Genomic DNA, 23,549 nt, shown 5'->3' with positions numbered 1-23,549 from the left:
CCGGGCCGGGGCTCTGGCGCGAGGCTCAGGACCGGCCGTACTGCACGTCGACGGCGGCGCGCTCGAACCCGACGCGGGCGTACGTGGCGAGCGCGGGGGTGTTGTCGCCGTCGACGTAGAGCACGCCGCGCGAGCAGCCGACGCGCGCGAGGTGGGCAAGCCCGACGGCGGTGAGCACCCCGCCCAGGCCGCGGCCCTGGTGGTCGGGGTCCACGCCCACCGCGTAGACCTCGCCGTCGCGGGCGCCGGCCCCCTGGTCCGGCTCCACCTTGGTCCACACGTACCCGGCGGGGCTGCCGTCGGGCGCCGTCACCAGGAAGAGCCCGGCGGCGTCGAACCACGGCTCGGCCTGGCGCTGGCGCAGGTCGGCCACCGTGAGGCGGCCCTGCTCGGGGTGCGCCGCGAACGCGCGGGCGTTGAGCGCCACCCACGCCTCGTCGTCGTCCCCCGGCCGGATCGTGCGGACCTCGTACCCGGCGGGCAGCCGGCCGAGAGCGGCGGCCATGGCGTCGGGGGCGGCGCCCGGGGTGGCGTCGGCCGGGGCGTCGACAGTGGGGAGCGGCGTGGCGAGCAGCAGGAGCTCGCGCACGACGGCGTAGCCGGCGGCCGCGGCGAGGGCGCGGGCCGCGGGGAGGTCGCCGTGCGCCCACACCCGCAGGTCCTTGCCGCGCTGGCCGGGCGTGCCGGAGAACATGGGCAGGCGGGCGTCGCGCTCCGCGGTGCGCAGCAGCAGGCGTCCCACCCCGCCGCGCCGGTGCTCCGGGGCGACCACGAGCTCGGCGCTGGCGACGTCGCCGGAGCGGTCGTCCTGCAGGTAGCCCACCACCTCGCCGGAGCGCGAGCGCGCCACCGCATGGGTCAGCCACGGCTCGTCGGCGCCGAGGCGCAGCAGCGGCTGCTCCGACAGCGGCGCGACGCCGTCGACCTCCTCGGCGCGGGCCGCGAGGGCGCGGACGGCGTCCTGGACGGCGGGGGCGAGCGGGCCGATCTCGAGCGGGGGAGGGGTGCGCACCGGCCCATTGTCGCGGACGGCGCCGTGGGGCATCAGTCGTCCGCGGACCTGTTGGTCGACAGCCCGGCCGCGATGAGCTCCATCACCGACGAGTCGGCCAGCGTGGTGGCGTCCCCGACGGTGCGGTTCTCGGCCACGTCGCGCAGCAGGCGGCGCATGATCTTGCCGGAGCGCGTCTTGGGCAGCTCGGGCACCACGAGGATGCGCTTCGGCTTGGCGATCGGGCCGATCTCCTTGGCCACGTGGGCGCGCAGCTCCTGCTGCACCTCGTGGGCGCCGTCGGGCGTGCCGGCCCGCTCGGCGTGCTCGCCGCGCAGGATGACGAACGCGACCACGGCCTGGCCCGTGGTGTCGTCCGCGGCGCCCACGACGGCGGCCTCGGCCACGATGTCGTGCGACACCAGCGCCGACTCGATCTCGGTCGTGGACAGGCGGTGGCCCGAGACGTTCATGACGTCGTCGACCCGCCCGAGCAGCCAGATGTCGCCGTCCTCGTCCTTCTTCGCGCCGTCGCCGGCGAAGTACAGGCCGGGGAAGCGCGACCAGTACGTGTCCTTGAAGCGCTGCAGGTCGCCCCAGATGCCGCGCAGCATGGACGGCCACGGCTCGGTGAGCACCAGGTAGCCGCCTCCGCCGTCCGGCACCGGGCGCGCCTCGTCGTCGACGACGTCGGCCGCGACGCCTGGCAGCGGCACCTGCGCCGAGCCGGGCTTGGCCGCGGTGACGCCGGGCAGCGGGCTGATCATGATGGCGCCGGTCTCGGTCTGCCACCAGGTGTCCACGATCGGCGTGCGGTCGCCGCCGATCACCCGGCGGTACCACATCCAGGCCTCGGGGTTGATCGGCTCGCCGACCGACCCGAGCACCCGCAGGGACGACAGGTCGAACCCCGCGGGGACGTCCTCGCCCCACTTCATGCACGTACGGATGGCGGTCGGCGCGGTGTACAGGATCGAGACCTTGTACTTCTCCACCAGCTCCCACCACCGGCCGCGGTGCGGGGTGTCCGGCGTGCCCTCGTAGAGCACCTGCGTGGCGCCGTTGACCAGCGGGCCGTAGACGACGTACGAGTGGCCGGTCACCCAGCCGATGTCCGCGGTGCACCAGTACACGTCGGTCTCCGGCTTGAGGTCGAAGACGTTCTTGTGCGTGTAGGCCGTCTGGGTCAGGTAGCCGCCGGTGGTGTGCAGGATGCCCTTCGGCTTCCCCGTGGTGCCGGAGGTGTAGAGGATGTACAGCGGGTGCTCGGCCCCGACCCACACCGGCTCGTGGAAGGTGTCGGCCGCCTCGACGGCCTCGTGCCACCACACGTCGCGGCCCTCGGTCCACGCCACGTCCTGGCCCGTGCGGCGCACCACCAGCACGTGCCGCACCGAGCTCGCGCCCGCGCCGGACAGCGCCTCGTCCACGGCGGGCTTGAGCGCGCTCGGGGCGCCGCGGCGGTAGCCGCCGTCGGCGGTGATGACGAGCGTGGCCTCGGCGTCGGCGATGCGGCTGCGCAGCGCGTCGGCGGAGAAGCCGCCGAAGACGACCGAGTGCGGCGCGCCCAGGCGCGCGCAGGCGAGCATCGCGACGACCGACTCGACCAGCATCGGCATGTAGATGACCACGCGGTCGCCCTTGCCGACGCCCAGCGCGGCGAGCGCGTTGGCGGCCCGCACGACCTCGCGCTGCAGGTCGGCGTACGTGACGGTGCGGGTGTCGCCGGGCTCGCCCTCGAAGTGCAGGGCCACCCGGTCGCCGTGGCCGGCCTCGACGTGCCGGTCGACGGCGTTGTAGGCCGCGTTGAGGGTGCCGTCGGCGAACCACCGCGCCACCGGGGCCTCGGACCAGTCCAGCGTCTGCGTGAACGGCGTCTTCCAGGTCACCAGCTCGCGGGCCTGCTGCGCCCAGAACTCCAGCCGGTCGGCGCGGGCCTCGTCGTACAGCGACGCCTGGGCGTTGGCCTGCGCGGCGAACTCGGGGCTCGGCGGGAACGCGCGCGTCTCGTGCAGGAGGTTCTCGAGGCTGGGGCCGCGGTCGGCGGCCGTGCCGCCCGACGTCGTCGTGGGCTGGGTGTCCGTCATCGGGTTGACCTCCGTGCGCGTCGTCGCGTGTGCAGTGCGGGCGGGGCCGCGAGCCCGCGGGCCCCGCTGCGGGCGAGTGTAGACCGCAGGCGTGACCGCGCTCACGCCGGTGCGTCACACGGTCGCCACGGGCGACAGGTGGTGACCGACGAGACGGTCGCCTCGGGAATCGGTGCGGCGGTCGCGGCTGTTGAGGACGACCGTGAGCCTCCTCTTCGAGCCCCTGCGGCTGCGTGACCTGACCGTGAAGAACCGTGTCTGGCTGGCCCCGATGTGCCAGTACTCGTCCACCGACGGGATGCCGGACGACTGGACGCTGGTCCACCTCGGCGCCCGCGCCCAGGGCGGGTTCGGCCTGATCCTCACCGAGGCCACCGCCGTCGTGCCCGAGGGCCGGATCACCCCGCAGGACGCGGGGCTGTGGAACGACGCCCAGCGCGACGCGTGGGCGCGGGTCGTCGACTTCGTGCACGCCCAGGGCGCCGCGATCGGCGTGCAGCTCGCGCACGCCGGCCGCAAGGCCTCCACCTACCGCCCGTGGGCCGAGTCCCAGGGCACCGTGCCGGCCGCCGAGGGGGGCTGGGACACCCTCGCGCCGTCCGCCGACGCCTTCCCCGGCTACGCGGCGCCGCAGGAGATGACCGCCGAGCAGGTGGCCGCCGTCCCCGGGCAGTTCGCCGACGCCGCCCGGCGCGCCCACGAGGCCGGCTTCGACGTCGTCGAGGTGCACGCCGCGCACGGCTACCTGCTGCACCAGTTCCTCTCCCCGCTGTCCAACCGCCGCACCGACGCCTACGGCGGCTCGCCGGAGGACCGCGCCCGGCTGCTGGTCGAGACCGTCGACGCGGTGCGCGCCGTCTGGCCCGAGGGCAAGCCGGTGATCGTGCGCGTCTCGGCCACCGACTGGCGCGAGGACGGCCTGCAGGTCGACGACGTCGCCGCCGTCGCCAAGGAGCTCGCCGGGCACGGCGTGGACCTCGTCGACGTGTCCACCGGCGGCGTCGCGCCGGCCGAGATCACCGTGGGCCCGGGCTACCAGGTGCCGCACGCGCGCCGCGTGCGCGAGGTGACGGGCATGCCGACCGGTGCGGTCGGCCTCATCACCTCGGCCGCCCAGGCCGAGCAGGTGCTGGTCGACGGCGCCGCCGACGTCGTGCTGCTGGGCCGCGAGGCGCTGCGCGACCCGCACTGGCCGCTGCGCGCCGCGCACGACCTCGGCGTCAGGGCCGGCACGTCGCACCGGCCGGCACCGGAGGGGCAGGGCATCGCCTGGGCCCCGCAGTACGAGCGCGGCGCCTGGCGCTGAGCGGGCGTTGAGCAGCGCGCCGAGGCGAGCGCTGTCGCGGCGCCGGCACGGGCGTTGACACGATCGCGGCACCCGGGGGATCACGGTCGGTCGTCCGGGTGCCGCTCTCGCCGTCGGGCACGGGGAACAGGCGCATCGTCCGCTCATCGTGACGGGGAACGCCCCGTGCGATGTGTCCTCGACGTGGACTTTCTTTGCGTGGGTCCCGTGCCCGGCCGTTCTGTGCTTCCACTCCCATGGAACGCCTGCCGTGGGGCGCGCGCAAGGGCTGCGGCGGGGCGGCTCGACGGCGGCTCAGCGGCGGCGCAGCAGGCGCCACGCGGCCCAGCCCACCGCGCCCGCGGCGAGCGCGCCCGCCGCGGCGAGCACCGGCGTCGGCGGGCGCATCGCGACCCGCAGGGCGACCGGCCGCGTGAAGGTCAGCACGCCCCAGCCGTGCTCGGCGGCGAGCCGGCGCATGGTCCGGTCCGGGTTCACGGCGTACGCGTGCCCGACGGCGCGCAGCATCGGCGCGTCGGTCACCGAGTCGGTGTACGCGTAGCTCTGCGCGAGGTCGTACCCCCGCTCGGCGGCGAGCCGGCGCATCGCCTCGGCCTTGTTCTCGCCGTAGGCGTAGAAGTCGATCCGTCCGGTGTAGCGGCCGTCCTCGACGCTCATGCGGGTGGCGACGACGTGGTCGGCGCCCAGCACGGTGGCGATGGGCTCGACGAGCTCGGCGCCCGACGCCGAGACGACGACGACGTCGTGCCCCAGGTCGTGGTGCTCGGCGATGAGGCCGACGGCCTCGGCGTAGACGTACGGGTCGATGAGCTCGTGCACCGTCTCGGCGACGATCTGCTGCACCTTGCCCACGTCCCAGCCGGTGGCCAGCTCGGACAGGTGCTTGCGCATCCGCTCGGTCTGGTCGGCGTCCGCGCTGCCCAGCGCGAACAGGAAGTGGGCGTAGGCGCTGCGCAGCACGTCGCCCCGGGTCACCAGGCCGCCCCGGTAGAAGGGCTTGGAGAAGGCCGCCGACGCGCTCGTGGCGATGATCGTCTTGTCGAGGTCGAAGAACGCCGCGACGCGACCGGCGGTGCTGGTGGGCGCCGGCTCGTCGTGCGCCTCGCGGTCCTGCTCGCGCGTCGGCTCGGTCACGCGCCCGAGCCTATCGGGGGCGGGGCGCGGTCCTGGGCGCGAACGGCGGCTCGCGTGGTCGGGGGTTGGTGCACAGTTCTTGTGCACGAGTTCTGTGCAGAGATACCGTGCACGCATGAGCGACGTCCCGGAGCGCCCGTACACGCACGTCGAGCTGACGGCCGAGTCGGTCAGGGTGCTGGCGCACCCGCTGCGCTCGCGGCTGCTCTCGGCGCTGCGCAAGGGCGGGCCCGCGTCGGCGACCCGGCTGGCCGCCGAGCTGCAGACGAACACGGGCGCGACGAGCTACCACCTGCGCCGGCTCGAGTCGGTGGGGCTCGTGGCGGACACGGGAGAGGGGCGCGGCAAGGAGCGGATCTGGCGCGCGACCACCGCCAGCCACGGGTGGCGCGGGTCGGCGTTCGCCGACGACGAGGACGCCCGGACCGCGCTGGGCTGGCTCGTGCGGGGCTACCACCAGCAGTTCGACGAGGAGTACGCGCGGTGGCTCGACGCCGCGGACGCCTGGCCGGCGCCGTGGCAGGACGTGAGCGGCATGAGCGACGCGTGGGTCGAGGTGACGCCGGAGCAGGCGCGGGCGATGCAGGACGAGCTCGCCGCCGTCGTCGACCGCTACCTGAGCGCCGGCGCTGGCGACCCGGCCGCCCGGCGGCTGCACGTCTACCGCGTCGCGTTCCCGCTCGACCCGAGCGACGTGCCGGGCGAAGGCGACGACGGTGGTGCGCCGGCGTCTGACGGCGGCGACGGGGCGGGCGACGGTGCGCCGTCGGACGACGGCGGCGCGGCATGAGCGCCACCGGGCGGGGCGTGCTGGAACCGGCGCAGGCGAGGCGCGTGCTGCTGCTGCTCACCGTGACCCGGTGGTTCCCGATCGGCGTGGTCCTGACGGCCACGACGCTGCTGCCCGTCGAGCGCGGGCTGTCGGTGGCGCAGACCCTGACGCTGGCCTCCGTGACCGGGCTGCTCGTCTTCGCGCTCGAGCTGCCGACGGCCGGGGTCGCCGACGCCCTGGGCCGCCGCCCCGTGCTGCTGGCGGCGGCCGCGATGCAGGTGCTGGCGGCGTCGCTGTTCGCGAGCGCCCAGACGTTCTGGGGCTTCGCCGCCGCCGCGGCGGCGACGGGCGCGTTCCGCGCGCTGGACTCGGGCCCGCTCGAGGCGTGGTTCGTCGACACGGTGCACGCGACCCGGCCGGGCGCCGACGTCGACCGCTCGCTGTCCCAGCAGGGCACCGTCCTGGGCGTCGCGATCGCGGCGGGCGCCCTGGTCTCCGGCGGGCTCGTGTGGTGGCACCCGGTGGCCGCGTGGTCGGCGCTCACGCTGCCGACGGTGGTCCACGCGGGCCTCGCCGTGGTGCACCTGGTCGCCGTGGCCGTGCTGCTGCGCGAGCCTGCGGCGGTGCGCGCGCCGCAGCGCCGCACGGGCGTCGCCGCACGGCTGCGGGCCGCGGCGTCGTCGGCCGGTCGCGCCCCGCGCGCGATCGCGGACGGCCTGCGGCTGGTGCGGGCCGATCGCGTGCTGCTCAGCCTGCTGCTGGTCGAGGTCTTCGCCGCCGCCGCGATGATCGTCTTCGAGTCGTTCCAGCCGCTGCGCCTCGGCGAGCTGCTCGGGACGCCCGAGCGGGCGGGCGCCGTCATGGGGCCCGTGGCGTCGGTGGGCTGGGCGGTGTTCGCGCTGGGCTCCGGGCTGGCGGGGCTGGCGTCGGCGCGGCTCGGGGTGGCGCGCACGGCGCTCGCGGCCCGCGTGCTCAACGGCGTGGGCGCGGTGGTGATGGGGCTGGTGGCCGGGCCGGCGGCGCTGGTGGTGGCGTACCTGGTGACCTACGGGCTGCACGGCAGCGGCGGGCCGGTGTACAGCACGCTGCTGCACCGGCAGGCGCAGGCGAGCAACCGGGCGACGGTGCTCTCGCTGGCGTCGATGACGATGTTCGTCGCGTACTCCGTCCTGGCCCCGGCGCTGGGGGCGCTGGCCGACGCCGTGTCCACGCCCGCGGCGATGGTGGCGGGGGGCGCGTTCAGCGTGCTCGGGGCGGCGTGCTTCGTGCCGGCCCTGCGCCGCGAGAAGGCGCTCGCGGCCGAGGGGCGGGTCGCCGAGCGCGTGTAGCGCTCGCGGGGCGGCGCCCCCAGGGGCGGCGGCGCGGCCGGCGTCCACATCCCGGCCCGCGGGGCGCGCCGCCGCCACGCCCGGCGGCCCAGGGTGGCCGGCATGGACGAACGGACACGGACCTGGACGACGGCGCCCGGCGGCGCGGCGGGTGCCCTCGGTGCCCCGGCGACGGGCGGCCGGTCGCGCGTCGTCGCCGTCGTGGGCGCCTGCGGCGGCGCGGGCACGAGCACCGTCGCCGCGGCCCTCGCCCACGGGCTGCGCCGGGCCGCCGGCCGCGGCGTGCTCGTGGACCTCGACGCGCCCGGGCCGGGCGTCGAGGTGCTGCTGGGCGTCGAGGGGGAGCCGGGCGCGCGCTGGCCGGAGCTGGCCGCCGCACGCGGCGAGGTGGACGGCCGGGGCCTGGTGGCGGCGCTGCCGCGCTGGGGGTCTGTGCCCGTGCTGTCGGCGTCGCGGCTGCGTCCCGAGGCGCCCGACGACGACGTCGTGCTCGACGTCTGCGCCGGGCTCCTGCGCGCGGGCGAGCACGTGGTGCTCGACCTGCCGCGTCGCTGGACGCCCGCGGTCCGAGCGCTGCTGGCCGGCGGCGACGACGTGCTGCTCGTGGCGCCGCTGACGATGCCCGGCGCGGCCGGTGCCGTGGCGGCAGCGACGGCGGTGGCGGCGGCGCGCGGCGGCCGCGGGCCGGACGACGGCGCGCACCAGGCCGGCGGGCGTGGCCGGCCCGCGGACGGGCCGGGCGGCCGGGCGTCCGCCCGCCTGGTGTGCCGGCGGTCCGGGCCCGGGCGGGTGGACCCGGCCGACCTCGAGACGCTCGTCGGGATGCCCCTGGCGGCGGTCGTCCCGGCGGACCGGCGGCTGGCGGCGGCCGTCGAGCGCGGTGAGGGGCCGCCCGTGGGACGGCGGACGGCGCTGGGGCGCCTCGGGGACGACCTCGCCGCGGCGGTCGGTAAGGGTGAGGGCGACCCGGGCCTCGGTGGCGCGGGGCTTCGGGCTGCGAGACGCGGTGGCGCGGCCGGGTCCACCGGGCCGCTGCCGGCCGCCACGCGGAGCGGGCTGCACGGCGGGGCGGGCGCGGCATGAGGCGCGCGGCGATCGAGCCCGGCCTGCTCGACGAGGTGCGCACGCGGCTCGGCACCGGCCCTGCGGCACGGACCGGCGCCGGGCCCGACGAGGCCGACGTCGCGGACGCCCTGCGCGCCAGCGGGCGCGTGCTGGGCAGCGACGCCCTGCGCGACCTCACCCGGGCCGCCCGCGCGGAGCTCACCGGCGCCGGCCCGCTGCAGCCGCTGCTCGAGCTGCCCGGCGTCACCGACGTGCTGGTCAACGGCCCGCAGGAGGTGTGGGTCGACCGCGGGGCGGGGCTGGAGCGCACCGCGGTCGACCTCGGGACGCCCGCGGCGGTGCGCGCGCTCGCGGTGCGGCTCGCCGCCGTCGCGGGGCAGCGGCTCGACGACGCGGCGCCCGTGGTGGACGGCATGCTGCCGGACGGCACCCGCCTGCACGCCGTCGTCGAGCCCGTCGCCCCCGCCGGCGCCGTCGTGTCCCTGCGCGTGCTGCGCCAGGCCGCCTTCACCCTCGACGCGCTGGCAGCCCACGGCGCGGTGCCGCGTGCCTGGGCGGGCCTGCTGCGCGCGCTCGTGGCGGGGCGGGCCAATGTGCTGATCTCGGGCGGCACGGGCACCGGAAAGACGACGCTCCTGGCCGCGCTGCTGGGGCTGGTCCCCGCCGACGAGCGGGTGGTGACCGTGGAGGAGGCGCGCGAGCTGGCGCCGGAGCACCCGCACGTGGTGCACCTGGCCGCCCGGCGCGCGAACGTCGAGGGCGCCGGCGCGGTCGGCCTCACGGACCTCGTTCGCGCGGCGCTGCGCATGCGGCCCGACCGCCTGGTGGTCGGCGAGTGCCGCGGCGCGGAGGTGCGCGAGGTGCTGCTCGCCATGAACACCGGCCACGACGGCGGGCTGGCCACGCTGCACGCCAACGCCGTCGAGCACGTGCCCGCCCGGCTCGAGGCGCTCGCGGCGCTGGCGGGCATGCCGCGCGACGCCGTCGCCGCCCAGGCCGCCGCGGCGGTCGACGTCGTGCTGCACGTGCGCCGCGAGCGCGGCCGCCGGTTCGTCGCCGAGGTGGGGGTGGCCGGCCGGCGCGACCCAGGCGAGCTCGAGGTGCGTGCCGCCGCGCGGTGGGACGGCCGTGCGGCCGCACCGCAGGTGGCCGACGCCGTGGCGTGGGCGCGGCTCGAGGGGCGGTGGGGGCCGTGGTGAGCGGCGCGGCCCTGGCGGCCGGCCTCGCCGCCGCGGCCGCGGCGTGGCTCGCGACCGCACCCGGCGGGCGCCGCGCGGTCGTGGCGCTCGCCGCGCCCGGCGGCACCGCCGCCGTCCGGCCCGGGCGGCCGCGGCGGCGCCCGGGCGCGCGGGTCGACGGGGACGCTGTGCAGGTGCGCGTCGTCGTCGCGCAGGTCGCCGCCCTGCTGCGCTCCGGCGCTCCGCCCGGCGCGGCGTGGACGCGCGCCACCGGCGTGCCGGTCGACGACGCCGGGGTGCCCGACGAGGTCGCGCTCGCCCCGGTGGTCGGGGGCGAGGGGCACGCCCGCTCCGTCGTCGCCGCGACCCGGCTGGCGCTCGACGTGGGCGCGCCGCTGGGGCGGGTGCTCGAGGCGGTGTCGGACACGCTCGTCGCCGAGGCGGAGGCGCAGGCCGAGCGCGACGCCGCGCTCGCCGGCCCGCGGGCGACGGCGCGGGTGCTGCAGTGGCTGCCGGCCGCGGGCGCGCTGCTCGGCTGGGTCCTGGGCGCCGACCCGCTGGCCACGGCCACGGACGGCGGCGCGGGCAGCGCCGCCGTGGGCCTGGGCCTGGTGCTGCTGGCCGCCGGGCGCTGGTGGACGGGGCGCCTCGTCGCGGCGGCCCGCCGGGCGGGAGAGGCGTCGTGACGGCGGCGACGGGCGCGCTGGTCACCCTGCTGGTGCTGGCGGCGTGCGCGCCCTGGGCGGTGGTGGAGCGGGCCGCACGACGCCGCTCCCGCCGCCTCGACGAGCAGGTCCCCGCCACCGGCGGGCGCCACGGCCCCCGCGTGGACGTGCCGGTGGTGCTCGAGCTCCTCGGCGCCGCCCTCCGTGCGGGCGCGGGCGTCCCGCGGGCCCTGCAGGCGGTCGGCGGCGCCGTGGGCCGCGACGACGGGCGGGCGCTCCGGCAGGTCGCCGACGCGCTGCGCCTCGGGGCTGCCTGGGACGCCGCGTGGCGCGACGCCCCCGAGCGCCTCGGCACCGTGCACCGCGCGCTGCGGCCCGCCTGGGTCGACGGTGCGGCTCCGGGCGAGTCGCTGCGCGCGGCGGGGGAGGAGCTGCGCCGCGAGCGCCGCAACGCCGCCCGGACCGCCGCGGCACGGCTCGGTGTCCGGCTCGTCCTGCCGCTCGGTGCCTGCTACCTGCCGGCGTTCGTCCTCGTCGGCCTCGCGCCCGTGCTGCTCGCCCTCGGCATCGACCTGCTCTCCGGCTGACCCCGGGAGCCCGCAGACCCCGCCGTGCCACGGCGGGCCCGGGCGCGGCACCCGCCGTCGCCCGGCACCACAACACCAGCGACACCACGCACGACGACCCAGGAGGAGACATGACCACCACCCTCATCGCCGCCGCGGGAGCGCCCGACGGTCGGCCCGCCAGCCAGCGTGCCGTCGACAACCCGCGGCCCGCCGACCTGCGGACCGCCGACCCGGCGCGGGACGCCCCCGACCCCGAGGCCGGGCTGGCCACCGCGGAGTACGCGATCGCCACCATCGCCGCCGTCGGGTTCGCGGGGCTGCTCGTCGCCGTGCTCAAGAGCGACACGGTCCGCGGGCTGCTCGAGAACATCGTCAGCACCGCGCTGTCGATCGGCTGACGCCCGTGGGACGCCGGACGGACACCCGCCCCGCCGGGCGCGAGCGCGGCTCGGTGACCGCCGAGCTCGCGGTCGGGCTGCCGGTGGTGGTGCTGCTGCTCGTCGCGGTGCTCACCCTCGCGGCCGCGTCCACCGCGCAGATGCGCGCGCTGGACGCGGCCCGCGCGGGGGCCCGGGCGCTCGCGATCGGGGAGGACGACGCCGCCGTGCGGCAGGCGGTGGCGCGGGTGGGCGGCGCCGACGCGGCGATGACGCTGCAGCGCGACGGCTCGTGGGTGGCGGTCACCGTCACCCGGCCCGTGGCGGGCGGCTGGCTCGCCGCCGCCCCGCTGCGCGCGAGCGGCAGCGCCACCGCGTGGGTCGAGCCGTGACCGCTCGGGCCGCGCGGAGCGGCGAGCGGGGCGCGGGCACCGTGCTGCTGCTCGGCGTCGCCGCGGTGGTCGTGCTGCTCGCCCTGGCCGTGGCGGCGCTCGGCGCCGCGCAGCGCGTCCGGGGCGCGGCGCAGGCGGCCGCCGACCTCGGCGCGCTCGCCGCGGCCACCGCGCTGCGCGACGGTCGTGACCCGTGCGGCACCGCCGCCGCGGCGGTAGGCCGCAACCACGCCGGGCTCGCCGCCTGCCACGTCGAGGGCGGCGGCGTCGTCGCCGTGCGGGCCGCCCGGCCCGCCGCGGGGCCGGGCGGCTCCTGGGCCGGACTGCTCGGCACCGCCGAGGCGCACGCCCGTGCCGGGCCGCGGCCGGGCACGGCGCCCGGCGCTACGACGGCCGGGGCGACGACGGCCGGTGCGACGACGGCCGGCAGGACACCTGCGGGTAGGACGCCGGCCGGTGCGGTCGCGCCTGCTGCCGCACCGGCCGGCGTGGCGGGGTCAGGACGGGTTGACCCGGAACAGCTGCGCACGCTCGCGGATGAGCCGGGCGCGGCCCAGGCGCGGCTTGTCGGACCCGTCGCGGATGACGCCGCCGGAGGCCTCGAAGTCGGTGAGGAAGTCGATCGCCCAGGCGACGTCCGCCGGGGACGGGCTGAAGGACTCGTTGACCACGGCGGGCTGCTCGAGGTCGAGGCACAGCTTGCCCGTCATGCCGAGGGCGACGGCGTCGGCGGACTGCTCGCGCACCAGGGGGTGGCTCGTGCCGACCGTCGGTCCGTCGATCGGGCCGGTGAGCCCGCCGATGCGCGAGGCGGTGACGAGGCGCGAGCGCGGGTAGGCCATGGCGAGCGGCTCGTTCGCGGTGCCGGTGTCGCGGCGGTAGTCGCCGGACCCGAAGGCCAGGCGGAAGACGCCGGGGGCGCGGGCGATCGACACGGCGTCCTCGATGCCCAGCGCCGACTCCACGAGCGCGATCACGGGCAGGTGCCCGCCGAGGCGCTGGACGGTGTCGACCACCTCGTCGGGGCTCTCGGTCTTGGCGAGCATCACGCCGGCCAGGCCGGGCGCGTCGCGCAGGGCGGCGACGTCGTCGGCCCACGCCGCGGAGCTGCGCTCGTTGATGCGCACCCAGGCGCGGCCGCCGGCCGCCAGCCACTCGAGCACGCCCGCGCGGGCGGAGTCCTTGAGGCTGTCGTCCACCGCGTCCTCGCAGTCGAGGATCACCTGGTCGGCGCGCGAGAGCTGCGCGGCGTCGAACAGCTCGGTCCGCAGCGCGGACAGCAGCAGCCACGACCGGGCGTGGGCGGGGGCAACGCGGGCGTCCTCGCGGGAGCGGCGGCGCTCGTCGAGGGAGATGTCGGTCGTCACCCCGCGATGCTACGCAGCCTGCGGCGCGTGGCTCAGCACCACGTCCAACAACGTCACCGCCGCCGCCTTGTCCAGGGGGGAGTTGTAGCTGCCGCACTTCGGCGACTGGACGCACGCGGGGCACCCGTGGTCGCACGGGCAGGCCACGATGGCGTCGCGCGTGGCACGCAGCCACGTGGCGCCCAGCTCGTAGCCGCGCTCGGCGAAGCCCGCGCCGCCCGGGTAGGCGTCGTAGACGAACACGGTGGCCTGGCCGGTGTCGGCGTGCAGCGCGGTCGACACCCCGCCCAGGTCCCAGCGGTCGCAGGTGGCCAGCAGCGGCAGCAGGCCGATCGAGGCGTGCTCGGCCGCGTGCAGCGCGCCCGGCACCACGTCGGGCGTCAGGCCCGCGGCCTCGAGGACGTCGTCGGGCACGGACCACCACACCGCGGTCGTCGCGAGCGTGCGGCTGGGCAGGTCGAGCGCCTCGGTGCCCAGGACCTGCATGTCGGGCAGGCGGCGCCGCTCGAAGCTGACGACCTGGCTGGTCACCTCGACCGGCCCCAGGCCCCAGGTGATCGGCCCCCACGAACGCTCGACCACCTCGCGCGAGCCCTCGGGCGCCTCGGCGGGCTCCTCGATCGCGATCTCCATGACCTCCCGCGACCAGGTGCCGTGGTCGACGTCGCGGCGAACCACGAGCGCCACCCGGTCGGTGAGGTCCAGGCGGTCGACGACGAACGTGACGCCCTGGTGCACGTACACGGCGCCGTCGTGCACCTGCCCGTCGGCGCTGCCGGCGTCCACCGTGCCGAGCAGGCGGCCCGTGGTCGCCTCGACCACCCGCACCGGCTGGCCGCCGCTGCCGCGCAGGTCGGCCAGGCCGGCCGCCGGCTGCGCGTGCGTCCAGTACCACCCGGAGGGCCGCCGGCGCAGCAGTCCGCGCGCCACCAGCACGTCGAGCACCTCGCGCACCTTCGCCGGGTCGCCGAAGTCCGTCAGGTCGTCGCCGCGCAGCGGGATCTCCTGCGCCGCGGCGCACAGCTGCGGGGCCAGCACGTACGGGTTGGTCGGGTCGAACACCGTGGCCTCGAGCGGGGCGTCGAACACCGCCTCCGGGTGCGTCACCAGGTACGTGTCCAGCGGGTCCTCGCGGGCGACGAACACGGCGACCCCGTCGGCGCCGGCGCGCCCGGCGCGGCCGGCCTGCTGCCACAGCGACATCCGCGTGCCGGGCCAGCCGGCGATGAGCACGGCGTCCAGCCCGGAGATGTCCACGCCCAGCTCGAGCGCGTTCGTGGTGGCCAGGCCGAGCAGCGCGCCGGTGCGCACGGCGTCCTCCAGCGCCCGGCGCTCCTCGGGCAGGTACCCGCCGCGGTACGCGGCGACGCGGTGGCTCAGCTCGGTGGACACCGGGCGCAGGTGGTCGCGCGCCTGCTGCGCCACCGACTCCGCGCCGCGGCGCGAGCGCGTGAAGGCGAGCGTCCGGGCCCCGTGCGCGGCGAGGTCGGCGAGCAGGTCGGCGGCCTCCGCGGTGGCGGAGCGGCGCGGGTGCTCCGCCGCACCCTCCGCGGTGACCACGGTGGGGCCGTCGGTCTCGACGTGCGCCGGGTCCAGCGGGTCCGGCAGCGCCCAGGGGTCGTCGTCCATCGCGGGGCCGTCGCCGGACGCCGAGGTCCGCTCGAACGCGAACGAGTCGAGCTCCGGGGGCTGCCACAGCGCCACGGTGCGCCGCCCGGCGGGCGAGGCGTCCTGGTCGACGGCGACGACGTCGTCCGGCGCGACGCCGAGCAGCCGGGCCGTGCTCGCGGCGGGGTCGGCCGTCGTCGCGCTCGCGACGACGAAGGTCAGCGGCCCGGGCGCGCCCACGGTGCCGGTGGCGCCGTCGGCGCCGTCCCGGTCGCGCGCCGAGCCGCCGGCGCCCCCTGCGTCCGCGGCCCTGGGCCGGTAGTGCGCCGCGAGCCGGGCGAGCCGCCGCAGCACGAGCGCCACGTGGGCGCCGAACACCCCCCGGTAGGTGTGCCCCTCGTCGACGACGACGTACCGCAGCCCGCGCAGGAACCGCGCCCAGCGCCGGTGGCCCGGCAGCATCGAGAAGTGCAGGAAGTCGGGGTTGGTGAGGACGACGTCGGCGTGCTCGGTGACCCAGCGGCGCTCCTCGGACGGCGTGTCGCCGTCGCAGGTCGCCACCCGCAGGTCGCCGCCGCCCGGCCCGGCGGCCTCGCGCGTCGCGGCGACCACCCGCTGCAGGCCCGCGAGCTGGTCGGCGGCCAGCGCCTTGGTGGGGGACAGGTAGAGCACGGACCCGCGGCGCTGCGGGGGCAGCTCGCGCCCGACGGCGGTCAGCGCCGGGAGCCAGAACGCGAGCGACTTGCCCGAGCCGGTCGACGTCGCCAGGGCGACGTCCCGCGCTGCCCACGCGGCGTCGGCCGCCTGGACCTGGTGCACCCACGGCCGCTCGACGCCGAGCGCGCGGTAGCCGTCGACCAGCGCGGGGTCGGCCCAGCCGGGCCAGTCCGCGGTGCGCCCCGCCCGCCCGGGCAGGGTGCGCACGTGGGTGAGGCGGTCCGCGCGGGCACCGCCGGCGACCAGCACGTCGAGCAGCGGGTGCGCGGCGTCGTGCAGCCCGGCGTCGGTCGACCCGGGAGCGGGCGACGAGGAGGGACGCTGCGGCACCCCGCCATCCTCCCACCCGGGGCGGCGCCACTCAGCCGCGCAGCACCTGCGCCATCGCCCGGCTCAGGTACCAGGGGTCCACCACGGCGGTCATCTCCCGCGCGGAGTGCATCGACAGGATCGGCGCGCCCACGTCGACCGTGCGGATGCCGAGCCGCGTGGTCGTGATGGGGCCGATCGTCGAGCCGCAGGGGATCGAGTTGTTGGAGACGAACTCCTGGGACGGCACCCCGGCCGCCGCGCAGGCCGCCTGCCAGCGGGCCGCGCCGTGGGCGTCGGTGGAGTAGCGCTGGTTGGCGTTGATCTTGAGGATCGGCCCGCCGCCGACCACCGGCCGGACGGCCGGGTCGTGCCGCTCGGGGTAGTTCGGGTGCACGCCGTGGCCGACGTCGGAGCTGATGTGGAACGACGCGGCGAAGGCCCGCGCCCGCTCCTCGGCGGAGGCGCCGAGCGCGGCGGAGACGCGCAGCAGCACGTCCTCGAGGAACGGGCCGGCGGCGCCGGAGCGGGACGCCGAGCCGATCTCCTCGTGGTCGAACGCGGCGACCATCGCGATCGGGCCGGCCGCGGGCGCGCCCTCGGCGGCCAGGTCCAGCAGCGCGGTGGTCGCGGCGTGCGTCGAGAGCAGGTTGTCCAGCCGGCCGGACGCCCACAGCGCCTGGTCGGCCCCGAACGCGCGCGGCGCCTGGGTGTCGGCGACGACGACGTCGTAGCCCAGCACCTGGTCGCGGTCCACGCCCGCGCCCCCGGCCGTCGCGGCGAGCGCGGCGAGCAGGTCCGCGCCGTCGCCGAGCCCGGCGGACAGGCCCCACACCGGCTGGGTGTGCCGCTGCTTGTCGAGGGTGAGCCCGTCGTTGACGGACCGGTCCAGGTGGATCGCCAGCTGTGGGATGCGCAGGAACGGCCCGGTGCGCACCAGGTGCTCGGCGCCGTCGGCGGTGACGACCCGGCCGGCGAGCTCCAGCTCGCGGTCCAGCCACGAGCTGAGCAGCGGGCCGCCGTAGACCTCGACGCCGGCCTGCGCGAACCCGGCCCCGCCCGTGGTGGGGTGCGGCTTGAGCTTGAAGCCGGGGGAGTCGGTGTGCGCGCCCACGATCGTGAACGGCGTCGTCGCGCCCGCCGACGTCGGCACCGCGAACGCGACCGCCGAGCCGTCCCGCACGACGACGTACCGGCCACCCGGCGCGACCTCCCAGGCGGCGGCCTCGTCCAGCCGGGCGAAGCCCGCGGCCTCGACGCGGCGGGCGACCTCCGCGGCGGCGTGGAACGACGACGGCGAGGCGGTGACGAAGGCGCCCAGGTCCTCGGCGTGGGCGCGGGCCTCGCCGGGCACGGGGCGAGCGGGCACGGGGGTGGCAGGCATGGCTGCAGTCTTCCACGCAGCCCCGACGCGCCCGGGCCCGGGGCCTCGGCCGACGCCGCCGGGACACGCGACTGGTCGTACCTTTCGTGACGCCCGTCACATGTGGTTAGACTCGCGCATCCCGCCGTCAACGGTGCCGGCGGGAACCTCTTCTTGAGGGGGGCGGGCTCCAGCACCGGGGCCCGAGCGCAGCGCAAGGCACCACGAGGCCCAGGCAGCTCGTCGAGGAGGACGGATGCTCACTCTCGGGACCACCAGCATCATCATCGTCGCGGTCATCGCGCTCATAGGCCTCGCGGCCCTCGGCTGCGCGCTCGTCCTGCGACGGCAGGTCCTCGCGGCCGGCGAGGGCACCGAGCGGATGCGGGACATCGCCCGGGCGGTCCAGGAGGGTGCGGCGGCCTATCTCAACCGGCAGTTCCGCACGCTGGGCTGGTTCGCGATCGTCGTGTTCGCGCTGCTGTTCCTGCTGCCGGGCGACGGCGGCGTCCGGGTGGGGCGCAGCGTGGCGTTCCTGTTCGGGGCGGCGTTCTCCGCGGCGATCGGCTACCTCGGCATGTGGCTGGCCGTGCGCGCCAACGTGCGCGTCGCCGCGGCGGCCACGCAGCCGGGCGGACGCGCCGTCGGCGCCCGGATCGCGTTCCGCACCGGCGGCGTGGTCGGCATGTCGGTGGTGGGCCTGGGCCTGCTCGGCGCGGCGCTCGTCGTGCTCGGCTACCGCGAGGACGCGCCGGCGGTGCTGGAGGGTTTCGGCTTCGGCGCCGCGCTGCTGGCGATGTTCATGCGCGTCGGCGGCGGCATCTTCACCAAGGCGGCCGACGTCGGCGCGGACCTGGTGGGCAAGGTGGAGCAGGGCATCCCCGAGGACGACCCGCGCAACGCCGCCACCATCGCCGACAACGTGGGCGACAACGTCGGCGACTGCGCCGGCATGGCCGCCGACCTCTTCGAGTCCTACGCCGTGACCCTGGTGGCGGCCCTCATCCTCGGCAAGGCCGCGATGGGGGAGCAGGGCCTGGTGTTCCCGCTGATCGTCACGGCGATCGGCGCGTTCGTCGCGCTGCTCGGCGTGCTCGTCACCCGGGTGCGCGGCAACGAGAGCGGCCTGGCGGCGATCAACCGCGGCTTCTACGTCTCGGCCGTGGCCGGGGCGGCGCTGGCCGCCGTCGCCGCGTTCGCCTACCTGCCCGGCTCGTTCGCCGGGCTCGGCGGCACCGCCGACCTCGGCGACGTCACCGCCGACCCGCGGGTGGTCGCCAGCCTGGCGGTCGTCATCGGCGTCGTGCTGGCCGGCATCATCCTGTGGATCACCGGGTACTTCACCGGCACGACGTCGAGGCCGACGCTGCACGTGGCCGCCACCAGCCGCACCGGCGCGGCCACCGTGGTGCTGTCCGGCATCGGCGTCGGCTTCCAGTCCGCCGTCTGGACCGCCGGCATCATCGCCGCGGCGATCTGCGGGGTGTTCCTGCTGGCCGGCGGCTCGGTGTGGCTGTCGCTGTTCCTGGTGGCGCTGGCCGGGTGCGGCCTGCTGACCACGGTGGGCGTCATCGTCGCGATGGACACGTTCGGCCCGGTCAGCGACAACGCGCAGGGCATCGCCGAGATGTCGGGGGACGTCGACGAGGTGGGCGCGCAGACGCTGACCGACCTCGACGCCGTCGGCAACACCACCAAGGCGATCACCAAGGGCATCGCCATCGCCACCGCGGTGCTGGCCGCCACGGCGCTGTTCGGCTCGTACGCCGACGCCGTCTCCGCCGCGCTGGCGGACGTGACCGACCCGGGCACCGGCCTGGTCGCCGCGATGCTCGACTACCAGATCACCTCGCCTATCACCCTCGTGGGCGTCATCCTCGGCGCCGCGACGGTGTTCCTGTTCTCCGGCCTGGCCGTCGACGCCGTGACCCGCGCCGCCGGCGCGATCGTGCTGGAGGTGCGCCGCCAGTTCCGCGAGCACCCCGGGATCATGACGTTCGAGGAGCGCCCCGAGTACGGCCGCGTCGTCGACATCTGCACCCGCGACTCCCTGCGCGAGCTGGCCACGCCCGGCCTGCTCGCGGCGTTCGCGCCGATCGCGGTGGGCTTCGGCCTGGGCGTCGGGCCGCTCGCCGGGTTCCTCGCCGGGGCCATCGGCGCCGGCGTGCTCATGGCCATCTTCCTGGCCAACTCCGGCGGCGCCTGGGACAACGCGAAGAAGATCGTCGAGGACGGCGCCCACGGCGGCAAGGGCTCGGAGGCGCACGCCGCCACGGTCATCGGCGACACCGTCGGCGACCCGTTCAAGGACACGGCCGGCCCGGCGATCAACCCGCTCATCAAGGTGATGAACCTCGTCTCGGTGCTCATCGCGCCCGCCGTGGTGGTGCTCAGCGTGCCGGCCGACGCCAACACCGCGCTGCGGGTCGCGATCGCCCTGGTGGCCGCCGGGATCGCGCTCGGCGCCGTCGCGCTCTCGCGGATGCGCGCCGCCCGCGCCGACCGGGAGCCCGAGCCGCGCGCCGTCCAGGCCGGCCTGGGCTGACGCCCCGCCCGGGACGCCCCGCCCGGGACGCCCCGCCCGGGACGCCCCGCCCGGGACGCCCCGCCCGGCGCACCGGCGCACCGAGGCGTCGGTGGTCGGCGGCCGGGCTGTGCGTCGTCGGGGGCCCGTGGCAGCATCGGCCCGTGCCCGTCCGCCCTGTCTCGGTCGCCGACCTCGCGCCCTGCGCCGGCCTCGACCTGCGCGCCCTGCGCGCGGCGGTCGGCGCGGCCGTGTTCGAGCGCGGCGAGGACTACGCCGCCCGCGGCACGGTGGGCCCCGTGCGCTGGGACTCGGGCGCCGACGAGCTCGCCGCCGCCGTGCGCGGCTCCGGGCTGCGCCCCTACGAGGCGCGCGTCGGCCTCGCGCTCGAGGCGGACCGGACCGAGGCGACGACGCTCACCTGCACCTGCCCCGTGCGCCGCGACTGCAAGCACGCGGTGGCGCTCGCGGTGACGGCGGTCCGTCTGGCGCGGGCCGGCCTCGCCGCCGACGACCGCGGCGCCGGGCCCGGAGACTGGCGGCGCGCCGTGGAGGCGTGGACGGTGCGCGGCACGCGGCGCCCCGCCCTCGGCGCGGCGCCCCTCGAGGTCTTCGCACCCGGCGCCGGCGAGCCGGCCCCGCCCACGCCGCTCGGGCTGCGCTTCCGGGTCGACGCCGCGCTGGACGGCGACGGCGACCTGCCCGGGCTCGCCCTGCGCCCGGTGCGCCGCGGCTCGTCGGGCCGCTGGGCGGGCGGCACCGAGGTGGACTGGGTGGGGCTGCAGCACTCCGCGGGCGGCGGCCGGTACGCCGCCGGGCAGCGGGAGTGGTTCGCCGAGCTGGGGCGCGCGCACCGCACCGACCGGCGCCCGTTCGGCTCGGGCGGCACGCGCACGTGGCGGTACGCCGAGGACTTCACCGGCGCCGCGTTCTGGACGCTGCTCGCCGAGGCGCGCGACCGGGGCGTCGCGCTGGTGGGCGAGAGCGACGCCGACGAGGTGGTGCTCTGCGACGCCGCCACCGTGGGTCTCGACGTGCGGCGCGACGCCGCCGGAGGCGCTGTGCTCCAGCCGTACGTCGCGTTCGCCGGGGTCGCGTTCGCCGGGGTCGGGAAGGGCGCGGTCGATGACGGCGCGGCCGGGGACGGCGCGGCCGGGGACGGCGCGGTCGGGGACGGCGCGGCCGACGGGTCCGCGGACCCGGCCGCCGCTGACGTCGTCGTGCCCGCCGAGCACGCCGCACCCGTCGCCGCCCGCGGGCTGTTCGCGGTGCACGACGGCGGCGGCCGGCGCCGCCTGCTGCTGGCGCCCGCGACGCTCGACGCGGCGACGACCGCCCTGCTGGGCAGCGGCCCCGTGCACGTGCCGGCCGACGCCGTCGACGAGCTGGTCGCCGAGCACCTGCCCGCCCTGCGCCGCCGGACCGTGGTGGGCAGCAGCGACGGCAGCGTCGTCGTGCCCGAGGAGGCCCGGCCGGTGCTCGTGCTCGAGGTGTCCGCGCCCCGGCTCGACCGCGTCGCGCTGCACTGGCACTGGGAGTACCGCGCACAGGGCGCGGTGCAGGCGCGCCACCCGCTCGAGATCGACCTGGCCGACGCCGCCGCGACGGCCGCCCGCGACATCCCGGCCGAGCGCCGCGTGCGCCGCGTCGCCGCCGGCGCCCTGCACGGGCTGCCCGGCCTGGCGGGCCTGGCGCCGCAGGTGGGCCAGGAGGTGTCCGGCATCGGCGCCCTGCACCTCGCCACCCGCGGCCTGCCGGCGCTCGCCGCCCTCGACGACGTCGAGGTCCGCGGGGCCGACGCGCTGCCCGAGTACCGCGAGTCGACCGCCGCGCCGGAGATCACCGCGACGCTCGGCCGCAGCGACGACCCCGACTGGTTCGACCTCGGCATCCAGGTCGCCGTGGAGGGCCGGCACGTGCCGTTCGTCGCGCTGTTCACGGCGCTGGCCCGCGGCCTGAGCCACCTGGTGCTCGAGGACGGCACGTACGTGCGGCTCGACCAGCCGGCCTTCGCGACCCTGCGCGAGCTCGTCGAGGAGTCCGCCCGGCTCGAGGGGCGCGCGCCGACCGGGCCGCACCCGCCGCGCGTCAGCCGGTTCCAGGCGGGCTGGTGGGCCGACATGGCCGACGCCGCCGACACCGTCGTCGTCGACCCGGTGTGGGAGGAGTCCGCCGGCGCCCTGCTCGCCCTGCGGGACGCGCTCGACGGCGACGCGACGGCCGCCCCCGCCGCCGGGCTGCCGGCGGGCCTGCACGCCGAGCTGCGCCCCTACCAGCGGCAGGCGTTCGAGTGGCTGGCCTTCCTGCACCACCACCGGCTCGGCGGGATCCTGGCCGACGACATGGGACTGGGCAAGACGCTGGAGACCCTGGCGCTGCTCGCGCACGCCCGCGAGCAGGCGCCGGGCGCGCCGCCGTTCCTCGTGGTGGCCCCCGCGTCCGTGCTGGGCAACTGGGTGGACGAGGCCGCCCGGTTCGCGCCCGGCCTGCGCGTGGTGACGATGGACGCCACCCCCGCGCGGCTCGGCCGCGCGCCGGCGGAGATCGCCGCGGGCGCCGACGTCGTCGTCACCACCTACGCGCTGCTGCGCCTGGCGTTCGACGACCTGTCCGCGCTGGAGTGGTCCGGCCTGGTGCTCGACGAGGCGCAGGCGGTCAAGAACGCCCGCACCCGCGTGCACGAGTGCGCCCGCACGCTGCGCGCGCCGTTCCGGCTGGCGATCACCGGCACGCCGCTGGAGAACGACCTCACCGAGCTGTGGGCGCTGCTCAGCGTGGTGGCGCCCGGGCTGTTCCCGTCGCTGGGGCGGTTCCGCGACGACTACGTCAAGCCGGTCGAGGCCGGCGACACCGCGCGGCTGGACCGGCTGCGCCGCCGCGTGCGGCCGCTGCTGCTGCGGCGCACCAAGGAGCAGGTGGCGCCCGAGCTGCCGGCCCGCCAGGAGCAGGTGCTGCGGGTCGAGCTCGCGCCGCGCCACCGCCGGGCCTACGACACGTTCCTGCACCGCGAGCGCCGCCACCTGCTGGGGCTGCTGGACGACTTCGAGAACCAGCGGTTCGCGGTGTTCCGCTCCCTGACGCTGCTGCGGCGCATGGCGCTGGACGCGTCGCTGGTGGAGCCGGAGAAGGACGCCGACGTGCCGTCGAGCAAGCTCGACGCGCTGTTCGAGCAGCTCGAGGAGGTGCTCGCCGAGGGGCACCGGGCCCTCGTGTTCAGCCAGTTCACCAGCTATCTCGGCAAGGTGGCCGACCGCTGCCGCGACGCCGGGATCGACTTCGCCTACCTCGACGGCGCCACCCGCCGCCGCGCCGACGTCGTGCGGGCGTTCAAGGAGGGCTCGGCCCCGCTGTTCCTCATCAGCCTCAAGGCCGGCGGGTTCGGGCTCAACCTCACCGAGGCGGACTACGTCTTCCTCCTCGACCCCTGGTGGAACCCCGCCGCCGAGGCGCAGGCCGTCGACCGCACGCACCGCATCGGGCAGGAGCGGCCGGTCATGGTGGTGCGGCTGGTGGCCGACGGCACCATCGAGGAGAAGGTCATGGCGCTGCAGCAGAAGAAGGCGCGGCTGGTCGGGGCGGTGCTCGACGACGGCAACGCCTCCTTCGCCGGCGCGCTCGGCGCCGACGACGTGCGGGCGCTGCTGCTCGACGCCTGACGCGCGGCGCGCCACGGGGCGGCCGGGGACGTCCGCCGCCGAGCGTGCGGCGCGCCCGCGCGGGGCTGTGACCAGCGCTGGTGCCACGTGAAACACTGCGGTCGCGGGCCGGGACGGCCCGCCACGACGTCGTCGCGCGGA

The 23,549-nt window shown here is 77.6% G+C and carries 17 protein-coding genes and 1 pseudogene; 12 read left to right on the top strand and 6 right to left on the bottom strand.

Annotated elements, in window-relative coordinates:
• Window positions 1–25 precede the first annotated feature (25 nt).
• Window positions 26–1,012: a mycothiol synthase gene (gene mshD / locus U5M74_RS13065; protein WP_410909378.1), complete on the bottom strand. Its 987-nt coding sequence runs from the start codon at window positions 1,010–1,012 to the stop codon at window positions 26–28.
• Window positions 1,013–1,044: 32 nt separating this feature from the next.
• On the bottom strand, window positions 1,045–3,078 hold the full coding sequence (acs, locus tag U5M74_RS13060) for an acetate--CoA ligase (protein WP_410909377.1): 2,034 nt from the start codon (window positions 3,076–3,078) through the stop codon (window positions 1,045–1,047).
• Between the two features lie 202 nt (window positions 3,079–3,280).
• Here acs and U5M74_RS13055 point away from each other — a divergent pair, with 202 nt between their 5' ends.
• Window positions 3,281–4,384 (top strand): NADH:flavin oxidoreductase/NADH oxidase, encoded by a 1,104-nt coding sequence (locus tag U5M74_RS13055; protein WP_410909376.1) that lies wholly within the window; start codon window positions 3,281–3,283, stop codon window positions 4,382–4,384.
• Window positions 4,385–4,678: 294 nt separating this feature from the next.
• Here U5M74_RS13055 and U5M74_RS13050 read toward each other — a convergent pair whose 3' ends face one another.
• The gene (locus U5M74_RS13050) at window positions 4,679–5,518 is read right to left on the bottom strand and encodes an HAD family hydrolase (RefSeq protein WP_410909375.1); all 840 of its coding nucleotides are present in this window, start codon (window positions 5,516–5,518) and stop codon (window positions 4,679–4,681) included.
• 115 nt (window positions 5,519–5,633) lie between these two features.
• Here U5M74_RS13050 and U5M74_RS13045 point away from each other — a divergent pair, with 115 nt between their 5' ends.
• From U5M74_RS13045 to U5M74_RS13005, 9 genes and pseudogenes are all read left to right on the top strand, one after another.
• Window positions 5,634–6,308, top strand: coding sequence for an ArsR/SmtB family transcription factor (locus U5M74_RS13045; protein WP_410909374.1), 675 nt, complete (start codon window positions 5,634–5,636; stop codon window positions 6,306–6,308).
• Entirely contained in the window at window positions 6,305–7,618 is a 1,314-nt protein-coding gene (locus U5M74_RS13040) for an MFS transporter (protein WP_410909373.1), read from the top strand. Before U5M74_RS13045 ends, U5M74_RS13040 begins: the two co-directional genes overlap by 4 nt.
• Before the next feature lie 102 nt (window positions 7,619–7,720).
• Window positions 7,721–8,701 carry a P-loop NTPase gene (locus tag U5M74_RS13035; RefSeq protein ID WP_410909372.1) on the top strand — a complete coding sequence of 327 codons (981 nt, stop codon included), beginning with the start codon at window positions 7,721–7,723 and terminating at the stop codon, window positions 8,699–8,701.
• Window positions 8,698–9,882 carry a TadA family conjugal transfer-associated ATPase gene (locus U5M74_RS13030; protein ID WP_410909371.1) on the top strand — a complete coding sequence of 395 codons (1,185 nt, stop codon included), beginning with the start codon at window positions 8,698–8,700 and terminating at the stop codon, window positions 9,880–9,882. Before U5M74_RS13035 ends, U5M74_RS13030 begins: the two co-directional genes overlap by 4 nt.
• Window positions 9,879–10,547 carry a type II secretion system F family protein gene (locus U5M74_RS13025; protein ID WP_410909370.1) on the top strand — a complete coding sequence of 223 codons (669 nt, stop codon included), beginning with the start codon at window positions 9,879–9,881 and terminating at the stop codon, window positions 10,545–10,547. The genes U5M74_RS13030 and U5M74_RS13025 overlap by 4 nt, the downstream gene beginning before the upstream one ends.
• A complete protein-coding gene (locus tag U5M74_RS13020; RefSeq protein ID WP_410909369.1) occupies window positions 10,544–11,113 on the top strand; it encodes a type II secretion system F family protein in 570 nt (189 codons plus the stop codon). The genes U5M74_RS13025 and U5M74_RS13020 overlap by 4 nt, the downstream gene beginning before the upstream one ends.
• Before the next feature lie 110 nt (window positions 11,114–11,223).
• Window positions 11,224–11,493 carry a DUF4244 domain-containing protein gene (locus U5M74_RS13015; RefSeq protein ID WP_410909368.1) on the top strand — a complete coding sequence of 90 codons (270 nt, stop codon included), beginning with the start codon at window positions 11,224–11,226 and terminating at the stop codon, window positions 11,491–11,493.
• Window positions 11,494–11,498: 5 nt separating this feature from the next.
• On the top strand, window positions 11,499–11,864 hold the full coding sequence (locus U5M74_RS13010; protein WP_410909367.1) for a TadE family type IV pilus minor pilin: 366 nt from the start codon (window positions 11,499–11,501) through the stop codon (window positions 11,862–11,864).
• Window positions 11,765–12,214: pseudogene (locus U5M74_RS13005) on the top strand (Rv3654c family TadE-like protein); the annotation flags it as partial. The gene U5M74_RS13010 and the pseudogene U5M74_RS13005, both read left to right, overlap by 100 nt.
• Before the next feature lie 147 nt (window positions 12,215–12,361).
• Here the strand turns inward: U5M74_RS13005 and U5M74_RS13000 are convergent.
• The 3 genes from U5M74_RS13000 to U5M74_RS12990 form a co-directional block, all read right to left on the bottom strand.
• Window positions 12,362–13,219, bottom strand: a complete 858-nt coding sequence (locus tag U5M74_RS13000; protein ID WP_410909410.1) for an HpcH/HpaI aldolase/citrate lyase family protein — start codon at window positions 13,217–13,219, stop codon at window positions 12,362–12,364.
• Between the two features lie 21 nt (window positions 13,220–13,240).
• Window positions 13,241–15,805, bottom strand: coding sequence for a DEAD/DEAH box helicase (locus tag U5M74_RS12995; RefSeq protein ID WP_410909409.1), 2,565 nt, complete (start codon window positions 15,803–15,805; stop codon window positions 13,241–13,243).
• Window positions 15,806–15,917: 112 nt separating this feature from the next.
• Window positions 15,918–17,249 (bottom strand): M18 family aminopeptidase, encoded by a 1,332-nt coding sequence (locus U5M74_RS12990; RefSeq protein WP_410909366.1) that lies wholly within the window; start codon window positions 17,247–17,249, stop codon window positions 15,918–15,920.
• A 235-nt stretch (window positions 17,250–17,484) separates the two neighbouring features.
• Between U5M74_RS12990 and U5M74_RS12985 the strand changes: the two genes are divergently transcribed.
• Together U5M74_RS12985 and U5M74_RS12980 are read left to right on the top strand one after the other, a co-directional pair.
• On the top strand, window positions 17,485–19,773 hold the full coding sequence (locus U5M74_RS12985) for a sodium-translocating pyrophosphatase (protein ID WP_410909365.1): 2,289 nt from the start codon (window positions 17,485–17,487) through the stop codon (window positions 19,771–19,773).
• A gap of 143 nt (window positions 19,774–19,916) precedes the next feature.
• Window positions 19,917–23,408, top strand: a complete 3,492-nt coding sequence (locus tag U5M74_RS12980; protein WP_410909364.1) for an SNF2-related protein — start codon at window positions 19,917–19,919, stop codon at window positions 23,406–23,408.
• The last annotated feature ends 141 nt before the right edge of the window (window positions 23,409–23,549 follow it).

This window comes from Puerhibacterium sp. TATVAM-FAB25 (assembly GCF_046535855.1).
Lineage (GTDB): Bacteria > Actinomycetota > Actinomycetes > Actinomycetales > Cellulomonadaceae > Puerhibacterium > Puerhibacterium variabilis_A.
Note: the sequence above shows the minus strand (reverse complement) of the source record. Positions and strands in the feature narration are given on the sequence as shown.